The 14,707-nt window shown below is 62.8% G+C and carries 12 protein-coding genes; 4 read left to right on the top strand and 8 right to left on the bottom strand.

Annotated elements, in window-relative coordinates:
• Nucleotides 1-49: 49 nt before the first annotated feature.
• Nucleotides 50-937: a transcriptional regulator HexR gene (gene hexR, locus BLR71_RS08760; protein ID WP_092525180.1), complete on the bottom strand. Its 888-nt coding sequence runs from the start codon at nt 935-937 to the stop codon at nt 50-52.
• Between the two features lie 307 nt (nt 938-1,244).
• Here hexR and BLR71_RS08765 point away from each other — a divergent pair, with 307 nt between their 5' ends.
• Nucleotides 1,245-1,445 (top strand): PA3496 family putative envelope integrity protein, encoded by a 201-nt coding sequence (locus tag BLR71_RS08765; RefSeq protein WP_092525182.1) that lies wholly within the window; start codon nt 1,245-1,247, stop codon nt 1,443-1,445.
• A 147-nt stretch (nt 1,446-1,592) separates the two neighbouring features.
• Here the strand turns inward: BLR71_RS08765 and BLR71_RS08770 are convergent, their stop codons facing one another.
• The 5 genes from BLR71_RS08770 to amaB all read right to left on the bottom strand — a co-directional run bounded on the left by BLR71_RS08770 (nt 1,593) and on the right by amaB (nt 8,935).
• Nucleotides 1,593-2,933: a sodium-dependent transporter gene (locus tag BLR71_RS08770; RefSeq protein WP_092525184.1), complete on the bottom strand. Its 1,341-nt coding sequence runs from the start codon at nt 2,931-2,933 to the stop codon at nt 1,593-1,595.
• A gap of 342 nt (nt 2,934-3,275) precedes the next feature.
• Nucleotides 3,276-4,106 carry a DUF72 domain-containing protein gene (locus BLR71_RS08775; protein WP_092525186.1) on the bottom strand — a complete coding sequence of 277 codons (831 nt, stop codon included), beginning with the start codon at nt 4,104-4,106 and terminating at the stop codon, nt 3,276-3,278.
• A gap of 248 nt (nt 4,107-4,354) precedes the next feature.
• A complete protein-coding gene (gene nhaC, locus BLR71_RS08780; RefSeq protein ID WP_092525188.1) occupies nt 4,355-5,884 on the bottom strand; it encodes a Na+/H+ antiporter NhaC in 1,530 nt (509 codons plus the stop codon).
• A gap of 150 nt (nt 5,885-6,034) precedes the next feature.
• Nucleotides 6,035-7,315 carry an L-pipecolate oxidase gene (gene amaA / locus BLR71_RS08785; protein ID WP_092525190.1) on the bottom strand — a complete coding sequence of 427 codons (1,281 nt, stop codon included), beginning with the start codon at nt 7,313-7,315 and terminating at the stop codon, nt 6,035-6,037.
• Nucleotides 7,316-7,441: 126 nt separating this feature from the next.
• The gene (gene amaB / locus BLR71_RS08790; RefSeq protein ID WP_092525192.1) at nt 7,442-8,935 is read right to left on the bottom strand and encodes an L-piperidine-6-carboxylate dehydrogenase; all 1,494 of its coding nucleotides are present in this window, start codon (nt 8,933-8,935) and stop codon (nt 7,442-7,444) included.
• 125 nt (nt 8,936-9,060) lie between these two features.
• Between amaB and BLR71_RS08795 the strand changes: the two genes are divergently transcribed.
• Nucleotides 9,061-9,984 (top strand): LysR family transcriptional regulator, encoded by a 924-nt coding sequence (locus tag BLR71_RS08795; RefSeq protein WP_092525194.1) that lies wholly within the window; start codon nt 9,061-9,063, stop codon nt 9,982-9,984.
• A gap of 86 nt (nt 9,985-10,070) precedes the next feature.
• On the opposite strand, the gene BLR71_RS08800 is transcribed toward BLR71_RS08795, so the two are convergent.
• On the bottom strand, nt 10,071-10,613 hold the full coding sequence (locus BLR71_RS08800) for an HdeD family acid-resistance protein (protein ID WP_092525196.1): 543 nt from the start codon (nt 10,611-10,613) through the stop codon (nt 10,071-10,073).
• A 151-nt stretch (nt 10,614-10,764) separates the two neighbouring features.
• The gene (locus BLR71_RS08805) at nt 10,765-11,670 is read right to left on the bottom strand and encodes a LysR family transcriptional regulator (protein WP_092525198.1); all 906 of its coding nucleotides are present in this window, start codon (nt 11,668-11,670) and stop codon (nt 10,765-10,767) included.
• A gap of 241 nt (nt 11,671-11,911) precedes the next feature.
• On the opposite strand from BLR71_RS08805, the gene BLR71_RS08810 reads away from it, so the two are divergent.
• On the top strand, nt 11,912-13,159 hold the full coding sequence (locus BLR71_RS08810; RefSeq protein WP_092525200.1) for a 2-aminoadipate transaminase: 1,248 nt from the start codon (nt 11,912-11,914) through the stop codon (nt 13,157-13,159).
• A gap of 120 nt (nt 13,160-13,279) precedes the next feature.
• Nucleotides 13,280-14,653 carry a 2-oxoadipate dioxygenase/decarboxylase HglS gene (gene hglS, locus BLR71_RS08815; RefSeq protein WP_092525202.1) on the top strand — a complete coding sequence of 458 codons (1,374 nt, stop codon included), beginning with the start codon at nt 13,280-13,282 and terminating at the stop codon, nt 14,651-14,653.
• The last annotated feature ends 54 nt before the right edge of the window (nt 14,654-14,707 follow it).

Here is a 14,707-nt window from a genome sequence, read left to right on the forward strand (position 1 = left end):
CATGCTTCTCAGGAGGCCAACATGAGGCCAACACCGCCCGGGCACGCCGCTAGTCTTGGGGGGCGTCATTCTCGCCCGGCTCATCCTCTTGCTCGGGAAAGCGCAGCGGGTTGAGGCTCTTCTTGACCGCCTTGAGCTGCTCGGCGAGCTTGGGCCCTCGGGTCTTGGCCACCCCCACCGCCAGCACGTCGATCAGCACCAGATGGGCGATGCGCGAACTCATCGGCGTATAGATCTCGGTGTCCTCGTGGACATCGATATACAGCGGCATGCTGACCTCGTCGGCCAGCGGCGAGTGGCTGGGACACAGGCCGATCACCGTGGCCCCCACCGCACGGGCTCGCCTGACGCTATCCACCAGCGCCCGGGTGCGCCCGGTCTGGGAGATCGCTACCACCACATCGCCCTTCTTGAGCGTCGCGGCGGACATGTTCTGCATATGCGGGTCGGTATAGGCCGCTGTGGATATCTGCAGGCGGAAGAACTTGTGCTGAGCATCGGCGGCCACCGCACCGGAAGCGCCAAAGCCATAGAACTCGACCCGGTTGGCCATGGCCAGCGCATTGATGGCGTCATTCAGCGCCTCGTTGTCCATCCGGTCGCGCACCGACAACAGGGTGCCCACGGTGGAATCAAAAATGCTGTGAGAAAACTCGGCGACGCTGTCGCTGTCGTTCATCGAGAACTGGGCAAACTGGCTGCCAGAGGCCAGCATCTGCGCCAGCTTGAGCTTGAAGTCCTGAAAGCCGTTGCAGCCCAGCGCGCGGCAAAAACGCACCACCGTAGGCTCGCTGACCTTGGCCTCGGTGGCCAGGTCGACGATGCGCATGTGGATCACTTCGTCTGGATTGCGCAGCACGAAGCGCGCCACCTTCTGCTCGGAGCGGCGAAAGTGCTCCATGCGATTTCTCAATTCATCGAATAGGGCACGGCTCACGGAAAGCTCCTTGGCAGGGGTGTGGATAAGTCAGGTGATAATACCTGTGGGTATGGCTGTGGGTAACAGTGTGGATAGTACGTGTCGCAAAAGCGACTCTGGGTAAAGAACCGATAGCCGACAGGCATTTCCCCTTCACTCCAGTATGCCCCAGCACGAGGGGCTGATGACATTCCTGCGCTACGCGTTTCTTTAGCGTTGAACGTCATCATTCTGTCAAGTGGGTTATAGTAAAAGGACGGTGCCAGTCGCAGGACAGCACTCATCGGGCGGCTGGCGCCATCATCGCCCGTCAGGAGAGTCGATCATGCGTAATGTCGAACAGGTGTCCTCCGTCAAAAGCGAACTCCTCGATATTTTCATGAGCATGGAAGTCGCCGAACATCAGCAGCGCCAGAAATCCGCTGCCTTACGCAACCTCAGAGCCCGTCGGGGCATCGAGTTGCATAACGAATTCAAACGGCTGGAGCAAGATCTCGCCGATCTCGACGATGACCTGATCCAGTAGCGTCATTCGTCCCGGCCAAATGCCGCGAGCCCCGGCAGGACCGGGGCTCGCAGGGCTGTCACAGGCGAGATTCTTCACTCGCTCGATCACTAGGCCTGTGACAGAGGCAGGACCGGTATTCGCTGCCGGTCCATGGCGCCTTCACCCTCAAAGGCTGGAAACGAACACCGCCAACACGCCAATCGGCGCGACATAGCGCGTGATCAGGTTCCACAGGCTGAAGTCGTAGATATCCATTCCCAGCTCCTTGCGCACGCCTTCCTTGTCGAGCCCCCAAGCGACAAAGACGATGGCGCCAAGGCCCGTCAGCGGCAGCAAGAACTTGCTGGTCAGCTTGTCGAGCAGATCGAAGATATTCAGGCCGAAGAACAGCACATCGCTCCAGACGTTGAACGACAACAGCGCGGCAATGCCCAGCGCCCAAGTCGCCACGCCCGCCACCACGGTCGCCCCCACCCGCGACAGCGGGGTGCGCTCCTCGACGAACTCCACGACCGGCTCCAGCAGCGAGATCGCCGACGTCAGGGCGGCGAAGGTCAGCAGCAGGAAGAACGCCAAGCCCAGCAGCATGCCGCCGGTCATGTTACCGAAAGCGAGCGGCAGGGTGACGAAGATCAGACCAGGCCCGGAGTTCAGATCCAGGCCATTGGCGAAGACGATCGGGAAGATCGCAAGGCCAGCGCCCAGCGCGATGACGGTATCCATGATCACCACGGTACGGGCGGTCTTGAGCAGGTTGACCTCTTCACCGAGGTAGGAGCCGTAGGCCATCATGATGCCCATGCCCAGCGACAGGGTGAAGAACGCATGGCCCAATGCCGCCAGCACCACTTCTCCCGTGAGCTTGCTCCAGTCGGGGTTGAACAGGTAGCTCGCCGCCTGACCGAAGTAGCCCGTCGTCATGCCGTAGCCCACCAGCACCACCAATAGCACGCCAAGCGCCGGCATCAGGGTGCGCGCGGCGCCCTCGAGGCCCTTGGTCACGCCGCGGGCCACAATTCCGATCACCAGCAGCATGAAGACCGAGTGCCACAACAGCAACTGGCCTGGGTTACCGAGCATGCCAGAGAAGAGTTCACCAATGGCGTCGGCATCTTGGCCGGTGAAGCCACCGGTGACCGAGCTCAGGGTGTAGGACAGCGACCAACCGCCGATGACGCTATAGAAGGACAGGATCAGGAAGGCGCCCAACACACCGCTGATCCCCACCATCACCCAGCCCTTGCTGCGTCCCGCACTTTTGGCCACATCGGCCATCGAGTTGACCGGGTTTTCCTGACCACGACGCCCGATCAGCCACTCGGCGGTCAAAATGGGTAACCCGATCAGGGCGATACACAGCAGGTACACCAGCACGAAGGCGGCACCGCCACTTTCGCCTACCATGTAGGGGAATTTCCAGATATTACCAAGGCCGACCGCGGAACCGGTGGCCGCAAGTATGAAGGTCAGCTTTGATGACCAATGTGCATGGGATTGTTTGGACATGATTCACCTTGAGGTTGCGTGTCGCCAACGATCGGTCAGATGCGATGACGGCTTGTGCTTGTTATTGCCACGTCCGCGGCATCATGGATCACAAGATGCCAATCAAGGGCATGACAGGATCCGGGCAGGATCACCGCCGCTAGCCGCCGCGCCTCGCTCCCTGATCGGGGCACAAGACACGACTTTCATGCCGTGATACTGCGAGAATCCGTGCGGGTTTCACGCAAAACCCCACAATATCGAATGGTAAACGGCATGAGGGCCATAAAACTATCCGATCATGATCGGGATAGCCAGAGTGAATTCCCCTTTGATCAGGGCCACAACCCCAGCCAAGACCCGCTAGAAAAGGCTTGTCTGGCGCTCGCCGGGAAAGGCGGCCAAAGGCGTTAATGAAAGCCGAGCCGCGAGGCGTTCATGGCAGGCTCTGGCCAGGGCCGGCGCCTGTCGATTGTCGGGGGTATGCACAAAGAGAAAAGGGGTTTTCCCCTGTTTTATCCACAAGCACAGTCTATCGATCCAGGGTGTGAAACGCGCCTCATTGATCGCCGAATCGAAGTGACCGATGAAGCGTACCACCGGCTGTTGTGCCGTTGAGATCACGTGTAATGGGCGTTTGGGTTTTTCGCTCTGTGCTCTGGCCAGCCGCGCGTCATCCCCCGCTGGCGTAGCAAACAAGGGCCGAACGTCAAGCATCACACGATCCACGCCATGAGTTATCAACAATCGGTTGAGTGCCGCCTCGGCATTCCCCTTGTGGAAAAACTCGGGGTGACGGACCTCCACGCTGGCGGGAATGCCGGCAGGCCAGCGCGCCAGCAAGGCCTCGAGCCTTGGCAACTCTTCGAGCCCAAAGTCCCGTGGCAACTGAATCATTACCGGCCCTAGGCGATCGTGCAGCGGAGAGAGTGCCGCGAGAAACTCCTCGACCTCGCCATCGACGCCTAGCAAGCGCCGCTCATGGGTCAGGACGCTGGGCAATTTGAAGCAGAAACGGAAACCCGCCGGCGCCTGACGTGCCCAGGCCGCCACGGTATCGGCGCGCGGCGTGCCGCTATAGAAGGTCGTGTTGCCTTCCACCGTAGAGAACACTCGTGCATAGTCCGGCAGGCGGTCACCCTGACTGCCATGCGGCGGATAGAGCCCGCCGCGCCAGTCCTCGTTGGCCCACATGGCGAGCCCCAGGTGAAATCCGCACGCACTGGCGGCTGGTGGGGAACAAATATCGGTCACCGGTGCTGCTCTCTCATTAACGCCAGGGAGGATAACGGGAAGGGGATTATCCCTTGCTCGACTGCCGGCGAACAGCCCGAGCGAGCGACCACGACATGCCGGCGGCTCACGGCCAGAAACGAAAACGCTCCGCCCGGCGATGCCGGGCGGAGCGATCCATCGAGATCAGGCTGTGTGATGCGTGCAGGTCAGCTCGAGGACTGCGGACTGGCGTTCACGCTGGCCTTGGCCGCCGCGCCAAGATCATCCGTCGTCGCTATGGCTTCATTCTGAGAGGCCCACAGCTCACGCTCCTCATCGCTTGCCTTGGGCGAGAAGAGCCCCAGTTGCGCATAGAGAATCCCGATCACCGGCGACATCCAGCAGGCAAAGGCCAGCGGAATATAGAGCAGGTTCTCGACGTTACCATCGGCAATACCCAAGCCCAGCGCGCTGATCACGAAGGCCCCGCCGGCGTTCCATGGCACCAGCGGCGATACCAGGGTGCCCCCTTCCTCAATGGCCCTCGACAGGTTGAGGGTCGAGTAGCCGAGACCACGATAGGTCGGCGCGTACATACGGCCCGGCAGCGCAATGGAGAGGTACGGATCGCCGGCAACCAGGTTGGTCGAGACTGAGGTCAGCACCGCCGACGTCTGGACGCCGCGGAAGCTGTGCACCTTCTTCATCAGCGAGCGGATGATGGATTCAAGGCAGCCGGTCTTCTCCAAGGCGCCGCCGAACCCCAGCGCGATCAGCACCAGCGAAATGGTCCACATCATCGACTGGATGCCGCCACGATTGAGCAGGCTGTCGATAGCGCTGACGCCAGTATCGATGCTGTAGCCGTAGTTGGCATAGGTGACCACCTCGTGGAGGCCGGCGCCCTGAGCGATCATGGCGGTCGCTCCCCCCGCCAGTACGCCGGCGAACAGCGACGGAATCGGCGGCATGCGTTTGACGGCCAGCAGGATCACCAGCAATGCCGGCAGCAGCAGCCACGGCGAGATGACGAAGTTGGCCTGAAGGGAGTCGGTGATAGCATTGATGCGCTCGAAGGAGGCGGTCTGATCATCGATCATGGTGTGTCCCGCCACCAGATAGATCACCAGAGCGATCAACATCGAGGGCACCGTCGTGGGCATCATGTTCTTGATGTGCGAGAACACATCGGTGCCGGTAACGGCCGGGGCAAGGTTGGTGGTATCGGAAAGCGGCGAGACCTTGTCACCGAAGAAGGCCCCGGAGACGACCGCACCCGCCGTCCAGTAGACAGGAATGTCGAAGCCAGCCCCGATGCCCATCAGCGCCAGACCCACGGTACCCACCGTTCCCCAGGAGGTACCCAGCGACAGCGAGACCACCGAGCAGAGTATCATGGCCGCGGCCAGGAACACGGCCGGCGAGAGCAAGGTCAGGCCATAGTAAATCAGCGTCGGTACCGTACCGCTGGCGATCCAAACGCCGATGATCATCCCCACGCAAATCAGCACAGAAACCGACGGCAGGGACACGTGAATGACGTGGAAAATCCCTTCTTCGATTCGCTTCCATCTGAAGCCAAGCTTGATGCCCACCAAGGAGGTGATGGCCAGGCCAATGGCCAAAGGAATATGCGGCGTGAAATCGTCAAAATAGAAAAGTTGTACGCCGAGGGCCACCAGGGTCAGCACTACCGGAGTAAGCGCCAAGAAAAGCCCTGGCTTTTCGTAGTGTCTTGTTCTTGTTGAATTTTCCATAAACGTTTCCCTCATTCAGGATGATGCTGCGTTATTAGTCTTGTACTCCCAGGCAACAGCTTGGCTGTTTACTTTTGCCGTCGTCAGACGACAACAGTTGCTCTAAGGGACTTGAAGCGGCCCTCGGAGTGGCGTGAATTAAGGTGGTATTTAAATCAATACACGCAGGCATTGCCCGGCGTGATAGAGCGTGAAGCCGCCTTCATAGCCAGAACTCCATAACGGCTTGACCTTGATCGGCTCAGGCGAGCTGATCGGCAGCGGCAAAAGGTCATCCTTGCCGGTTACCAGGTAATGCGCAAAACCCTTGCCCACCACCGTGCCGGTGGTAACGCCACGCCCGTTGTAGCCCGAGACCCCCAGAATACCGGGGGCCGGCTCGAAGATGCGCAGGGTATGATCGGGCGTAAAGGCGATCTTGCCCGTCCAAGTGGTCTCCCACTCGACCGCCCCTAACTGGGGAAAGTAGTGGCGTTGGATACGATCCGCCCAGCAACGCACATAGGCCTGTGGACGACCGTCCCCTTTCCCCAGGCTGCCAAGGATCAGGCGTCCCTCGCTGTCCCGGCGCATGCTGCTCAGCACCATGCGGGTATCCCATGCCCCCTGCCGCTCGGGCAAGATATCGCCAGCGACCTCTTCGGACAGGGGCTTGGACGCCACCTGGAAGAAATGGCCAGGAAAGAAATGCTCCTTTACCTGATTCCAGTCATCCTCGGTATAGGCATTGGTGGCCACCACCACCCGCGGTGCCCGTACGCTGCCTCTGGGCGTCGCGACGCGCCAGTCATCGCCCTCGCGGGTCACGCCCTGCGCCGGACTATGGGTATGGAGCCGAGCGCCGGCGGCGCTTGCCGCACGGGCCAGACCACGGGTGTAGCCGGCTGGGTTGATGGTGCCTGCACGCCGGTCGAGCAGAGCGCAACGAATCTGCTTCGTGCCGACTTTCTGCCAGCAGCCTTCGTCTTCCAGCAGTTCCACCGGTGCACCGCGTCGTGCTAGCTGCTCGGCACGGCGCGCCAGGTCCTGCTCGCCTTTGCCGTTATGGGCCAAATGCAAGGTGCCGGTCTGGGTCGCGTGACACTCAATGCCATGGCGGCCAATCAGCGCAAAGACTTCCTTGGGTGCTCCACCGAGGATGGCATTGGCGCGCTCGCCATCCTTTTCCCCCAGGGCTTTGAGGATGTCATCCGGGGGAATCCATAGCCCCGCATTGACCAGGCCGACATTGCGCCCCGAGCCACCGCTGGGAATATCGCCCGCCTCGACCAGGCTGACATCAACACCCGACTCTGCCAGATGCAGCGCAGTACTGAGCCCGGTGATGCCGCCGCCGACCACCACCACATCGGCCATCCGTTCGCCCTCGAGCGCTTCAAACTGAGGCGCCGGCTCGGGCGATGTGGCATGCCACAGGCACTGCTCTTTCATGACACCTCCTCTACTGGCAAGGGACGCCTTTGCGAGAAAGGCTGACCCGGATACCGATCTCAGCCCCTGCTATCATCAAGCAACCAAGACCGCCACCCTGGTGTTGCAGGATGGCGGAAGAGCCGATCAATCGAACTTGATGCCTTGGGCCAGGGGGAGTTCGCGAGAGTAGTTCACGGTGTTGGTCTGGCGACGCATATAGCTCTTCCAGACATCGGAGCCGGACTCACGGCCGCCACCGGTTTCCTTCTCGCCGCCGAAGGCGCCTCCGATCTCGGCACCGCTGGGCCCGATATTGACGTTGGCGATGCCGCAGTCGCTGCCCAGATCGGAGACGAAGGTCTCGGCCTCACGCACGTCGGTAGTGAAGACGCAGGAAGAAAGCCCCTGGGGCACGTCGTTCTGCAGGGCCAGCGCCTCGTCGAAGTCGCGGTAGCTCATCACGTAGAGGATGGGAGCGAAGGTCTCGTGCTTGACCAGCTCGTCCTGGCGGTCCACCTCAACGATGGCCGGGGTGACGTAGTAGCCGTCCGGGTACTCGTCGGCCAGTTGACGCTCACCGCCGAAGACCGGGTAGCCCTGCTCGCGGGCCTTGCCGAGCACCGACTGCATCTGGTCGAAGGCCTGGGCGTCGATCAGCGGGCCAACCAGGCTGCCACCCATCGGATCGCCGATGGTCACGCCGGCATAGGCCTTCTTCACCCGCTCGACGACCTCGTCACGCACGGATTCGTGGACGATCAGACGGCGCAGGGTGGTGCAGCGCTGACCGGCGGTGCCGACCGCGGAGAACAGGATGGCGCGGACGGCCATGTCCAGATCGGCGCTGGGCGCCAGGATCATGGCATTGTTGCCGCCAAGCTCGAGGATACTGCGGCCGAAGCGGGAGGCGACGCGGGGCGCGACCTCGCGGCCCATGCGGGTGCTGCCGGTGGCGCTGATCAGCGGCACACGGGGATCGTCGGTGAGCACCTCACCGGCTTCGCGCTCGCCAATGATCACCTGACTGAGATCGGCCGGTGCCTCGTCGCCGAACTCGGCCATGGCGCGCTCGAGCAGCGCCTGACAGGCCAGAGCGCAGAGCGGGGTCTTCTCAGAGGGTTTCCACAGCAGGCTATTGCCGCACACCAGCGCCAGGGCGGCATTCCAGGCCCAGGGTGCGACCGGGAAGTTGAAGGCAGTGATCAGGCCGATCGGCCCCAGCGGATGCCAGCTCTCACGCATGTGGTGGCCGGGGCGCTCGGAGGCGATGGTCAGGCCGTAGAGCTGGCGGGACTGGCCGACGGCGAGATCGCAGATGTCGATCATCTCCTGCACTTCGCCGAGGCCTTCCTGGTAAATCTTGCCGCACTCCAGGGTCACCAGGGTGCCGAGGTCTTCCTTGTGGCGACGCAGTTGCTCGCCGAACAGCCGTACCAGCTCGCCGCGGCGCGGCGCAGGCACTTGGCGCCATGCTTCAAAAGCCGCCTGAGCGCGATCGATGCGCGACAGGACCTGCTCGCCGTCTTCCATGGTCACTCGACCGAGCTCGCGGCCGTCGGTGGGCGACGTCACAGCGTAGTCGCCGCCCTGATAAAGAGCATCGGCCACTCCAAGACGCTGCATGATGGACTCGATCATTCTTCCTCCGACTGTTCATGTGTAGTTGTGAGTTGGGAACGAGTGCAGTATTGCTAGCGCGCTTGACCTAGCTCAAACGACGTTTTATACGAAGTTCATTCCTTTTTCTCTTGATGAGGCACGACATGAGTCGCCGTCACCTGCCCACGCTCACCGCCATGCAGTGTTTCGAGGCCTCGGCCCGGCACCTCAGCTTCACCCGTGCCGCCGAGGAGCTGAGCCTGACCCAGAGCGCGGTCAGCAAGCAGGTCGCCCAGCTCGAGTCGGTGCTGGAGCATCCGTTGTTTCGCCGCGTGCGCAAGCGTCTTCAGGTCACGCCAGAGGGCTCGCTGTATCTGACCGAGGTGCGCAAGGTCCTGGCGCAGGTCGAGATGTCCACCCGCTACATGCAGTCCTACGGGGGTCAGAGCGAGGTGCTCAACGTCACCACCTTGCCAACCTTCGGCGCTCGCTGGCTGATTCCACGACTCAACGGTTACCGCTTCCGTCATCCTGGGGTCTACCTGAACATCGCCAATCGCGTGGAGCCCTTCGATTTCGAGGAGGAGCGGGTCGACGTGGCCTTCTTCTTCGGTCACGGCGCCTGGCCAAAGGCGGAATGCATCAAGCTGCTCGACGAAGAGGTGGTACCGGTATGCGCCCCGACAGCGGTCCCGGAAGGCGGCATCGACGACCCACTGGCATTGACTGACCTGGTGCTCTTGCAGAGTGCCACTCGGCCCGAAGCCTGGCACGACTGGTTCGAGGCCCAGGGCTGCTATACCACGCACAGCTATCACGGCCCCCGCTTCGATACCTTCTACATGGCGCTGAGCGCCGCCCGGGCGGGTTGTGGCGTGACCCTAGTGCCACGCTTTCTGGTCGAGGAAGAACTGACGACCGGCCAACTGGTGATTCCCTGGCGCTTCTCGCTGACCAGCCTCGATGCCTATTACCTCGCCTACCCCGAGCACAAGGGCGAGGTGGCTAAGGTACGCGGCTTCATCGACTGGATTCTCGAACATCTCGAAGCGCCGGCACAGGTGGACGGCGCCCGCCCAGCGAGCTAACTCGCCGAGCGGTTAGGGATAAACAAAATAGTTGGCGTCGGGGCCATGTAGATGGCGCCAAGCCAGACGAAGTTAGCCACCGGCGGCTACAGCAACCGTCGCAAGCGCAGCGCCGCCATCATCTGAACGACCCCATATAGCAGCGCGATGACGCCGATCCAGATGGCGGTGACCTCCAGACCGCTGAGTGGGCTGACCACGAAGATGACGCCCAGCACCAGCGCCAGCACGCCACTCAGCACGGTCCAGCCCTCGCCGGGCACGTGGCGGCGCACCCGCAGCCCCAGCAACAGGCGGTGAATGCCGGCGACGACCAGCCAAAAACCCAGCAGCATCAGCAGCGCGCTCGCCGCCGAGAGCGGGTCGAGAACGGCGATCAACCCGAACAGCACCGAGATCCCCCCGTAGAACATGAGCCAGCCGCGAGCGAAGCCGCCGGGGGCGGTCGTCAAGGTGAACAAGCTGGTGATGCCTTCGGCGAGCGCCATGATGCCCATGATCCAGGTCAGGGCGGCAATCGCGGTAAGCGGCTGAAAGACGGCGACCACCCCGAACAGAATGGCGATGACCCCGTAGGCCATCAGGATCCACCAACTGCGCCCCAGCAGACTTCTCACTCCATTATCCATCGCTTCGCTCCCTCGTCAGTGAGGCCCCAGCATAGCAGCCTCCGAGACACCGGCCCCAACCGATCTAAACGCCTGGTATCGCTCGACATGCCGGCTCATCATGCGCTATTTCAAAGCGCCGGCGCAGGTGGACGCCGCCGCCCCGCGAACACTAGCTCGCCTTCGGGCTGGCCTCGGCACAGGCCAGCACATGCGCGACGAAGTGTCGGACCTTGGCGAGTTCGCCGAGCGGTTCGGGATAGACTAAATAGTAGGCATCGTGGCTGTGCAGGGTGTGGGGCCACGCCAGACGAAGGCGGCCGGCGGCGAGTTCCTCTTCGACCAGAAAGCGCGGCACCAGGGCGAGGCCGCCCTCTGCCATCACCGTGCGGATCAGCATCTGGAAGGTCTCGAAGCGGCTTCCGTGATAGCTGCGGGCGGTGGCAACACCCTGGTCGGCAAACCAGCGGTGCCAGGCATCCGGGCGGGTAGACAGGTGCAGCAGGTGACATCCGGCCAGATCCGAGGCCGCCCCTAGCCGCGTACGAGCGAGATAGGCCGGCGCCCCCACCGCCACCACGTCCTCGTCGAACAGCTTGTGGCACTCCAGATTGGGCCAACGGCCGTGGCCATGGAAGAAGGCCACGTCGATGTCCTGCTCCTCCAGGTCAAAGGCCTGGACCCGGTCGGTGATGTTCAGGCGGATATGCGGATGAGCGCCGAAAAACGCCGGCAGGTGAGCACTCAGCCAATGGCTGCCGAAAGTCGGCAGGGTCGCCACCTTGAGCATCTCGCCATGACCGCTGTAGGTCATGATGGCGTTCGCCGACATCTCGATCTGGGCGAGAATCTTGCGCACCTCGGTCAGGTACAGCGAGCCCTCCGGGGTGAGCACCAGCGTACGACGCACCCGCCGGAACAGCTTGTGCTGCAGATAGTCCTCGAGCTGGGCAACCTGCTTGCTGACCGCGCTCTGGGTCAGGCTCAGCTCTTCGGCGGCACGGGTGAAGCTCATGTGCCGCGCCGCCGTCTCAAAGCACTGCATGGTGGTCGTCGAGGGCAGGTGGCGTGCCGTCATGTCTCAGCTCTCGGGCAAAACCGTCATTCTAGCCAATTCCATCGCCTGGCGCCCCGCCAAAGAGGTGGCAGAGCATTCCCAACGGGCACTCATTACCCTTCACTGCGCCACTTATCCGGCCTTCAATACCCAATACATGAATTTAGGGAATAGGTTAGACGTTTTTTTTCGTTTGAAGCCTCACCGGCGCCCTGCTTTCATCATCGGCATACCGACTCTTGATGAATCACAGGAAACGTCCATGAATCTTCCCCACGTCAGTGGCTCGCTGGGCATCGTGCATCCCCTCTGCATCGAGCGCGGGCGCAACGCCGAGGTCTGGGACGAACAGGGCCGGCGCTATATCGACTTCGTCGGCGGCATCGGCGTGCTCAATCTGGGTCATGGCCACCCGGCCGTGGTCGAGGCGGTCAAGGCCCAGGTCGAGACGCTGATGCACTCGGCCTTCAACGCCCTGCCGCATCGCGGCTATCTGCAGGTGGTCGAGGCCCTGGACCGCTTCGTGCCGGTCGACTATTCACTGTCCTGCATGCTGACCAATAGTGGCGCCGAGGCCACCGAGAATGCCCTCAAGGTGGCGCGTGCCGCCACCGGCCGGCAGGCGGTGATCGCCTTCGACGACGGCTTCCATGGGCGAACCCTGGCGGCGCTCAACCTCAACGGCAAGGTCAAGCCCTACAAGGCACGGCTCGGTGCCCTGCCGGGACCGGTGTTTCATCTGCCGTTTCCCAGCCGCGACGGCGGCGTGAAGGCAGAAGAGGCCCTGGCGGCCCTGACCCGACTGTTCGAGGTGGAGATACCCAGCGACGAGGTGGCAGCGATCATCGTCGAGCCGGTGCAGGGAGAAGGCGGTTTCCGCCTGCTCGACGAAGACTTCGCCGCCCGACTACGGGCGCTGTGCGATGAACACGGCATCGTGCTGATCATCGACGAGATCCAGTCCGGCTTCGGTCGCACCGGCAAGCGCTTCGCCTTTTCCCACCTGGGCATCGAGCCCGACCTGTTGCTGATGGGCAAGAGCATGGCGGCAGGCCTGCCGCTGGCCGCCGTGGTAGGCAAGCCGGCGCTGATGAACGCCCTGCCCAAGGGCGGGCTAGGTGGCACCTATTCGGGCAACGCCGTGGCCTGTACTGCCGCCAAGACGGTCATGAATCTGATGGACGAATCACGACTTCGCCAGTGGGGCGAGGCCCAGGAGGCCGCGATCGTCGAGGCCCATCAAGGCTGGTGCGAGCGCTTTGCGATGGTGGGCGCCCTGACCGGGGTTGGCGCCATGCGCGGCATCGTCTTCGAAGACACCGAGAACGCCACGGGCGCCGAGCATCTCGCGGCGCTGCTGGCCGCCGGGCGCGAGGCGGGCGTGCTGCTGATGCCTAGCGGGCGGCGGCGTAACGTGCTGCGCCTGCTGGCACCGCTGACCACCGAACCCGAGGTGCTAGACGAGGGCCTGGCGTGTGTCACCCGCGCCCTGGAGACACTGAACCCATGACCGCTCGACGAGAAGCCATTCGATCTCAACAGCTTGATTTGTGGTTCACAGGGGGCTGAAACGGGCCCTCTTTATCGACCTAGCTTACGATGTTCAACATATATCCACGGAGACATGAAGATGTCGACTACTTCCCTTGTTTCTCCCGATGACATTCGCGACCGCTTTTCGAAGGCCATGTCAGCCATGTACCAGGCCGAGGTGCCCCAGTACGAGACGCTGCTCAAACTGGTCGAAGAGGTGAATCGCGAGACCCTCGAACGAGACAGCGCACTCGCCGAGCGGCTTGCCGCCCATGACGAGCTGAATCGTCTCGGGGTCGAACGCCATGGCGCCATTCGCGTCGGCACCGCAGAAGAGCTTGCCATGCTGCGCCGGCTGTTCGCGGTGATGGGCATGCACCCGGTCGGTTACTACGATCTCTCCGAGGCCGGGGTGCCGGTGCACTCCACTGCCTTCCGTCCTATCGACGATGCCGGCCTTTCTCGTAACCCCTTCCGGGTCTTCACGTCGCTGCTGCGCCTGGAGCTGATCGAGAGCCCCACGCTTCGCGAACGGGCCGCGGCGATCCTTGCCGAGCGCGACATTTTCACCGCCGGCGCCCGGGAGTTGATCGCGCTCAGCGAATCTCAGGGCGGGCTCAGCGACGAGCAGGCCGACCGCTTCGTGGCCGAGGCACTGGAGACCTTTCGCTGGCATCGTAATGCCACCGTGGACCTAGACACCTACGAGGCGCTGCACGCCGAGCACCGGCTGATCGCCGATGTGGTCTGCTTCCGTGGCCCGCACATCAATCACCTGACACCGCGCACCCTGGATATCGATGAAGTCCAGAAGCGCATGCCGGCCGCCGGCATGAACGCCAAGGACATCATCGAGGGGCCGCCCCGCCGTCACTGCCCGATTCTGCTACGCCAGACCAGCTTCAAGGCCCTGGAGGAGCCGACTCACTTCAAGGGCGAGCGTCAGGGGACCCACACCGCGCGCTTCGGCGAGATCGAACAGCGCGGCGTGGCGCTTACTGGCAAGGGTCGAGCGCTCTATGATCGCCTGCTTGGCGCCTCCCGGGAGAAAACCCAAGGGCTTGCCAATGAAGCCCACCAGCAGGCGCTGGCCGAGGTATTCGCCGAATTCCCAGATGATGAGGCGACCCTGCGCCGCGAGGAACTGGCCTTCTTCGAGTACCGCCTCACCGATGCCGGGCGCGCCGCCGATGCAGGCCATGAAACGAACCTGGACGCGCTGATCGCCCAGGGGCTGGTCACGGCTCGGCCGATCACCTATGAGGACTTCCTGCCGGTCAGTGCGGCGGGCATCTTCCAGTCGAATCTCGGCGGCGCACAAAACGACGCCTATGCTGGCCACGCCAACCGCGAGGCCTTCGAAGCCGCCCTGGGCGCCAGCGTCACCGATGAGCTCGCCCTCTACGCCGAGCGCGAGGCCGCCTCCAAGGAAAAGGTGCTAAAGCGCCTGGACCGCGCCACGGCAGACTGAGAAAGGGCGGGATAAAGGCGAGAGAAAACGAGGTGGGATGGCACAGCAAGGCCA

This window comes from Onishia taeanensis (assembly GCF_900100755.1).
Classification (GTDB): domain Bacteria; phylum Pseudomonadota; class Gammaproteobacteria; order Pseudomonadales; family Halomonadaceae; genus Onishia; species Onishia taeanensis.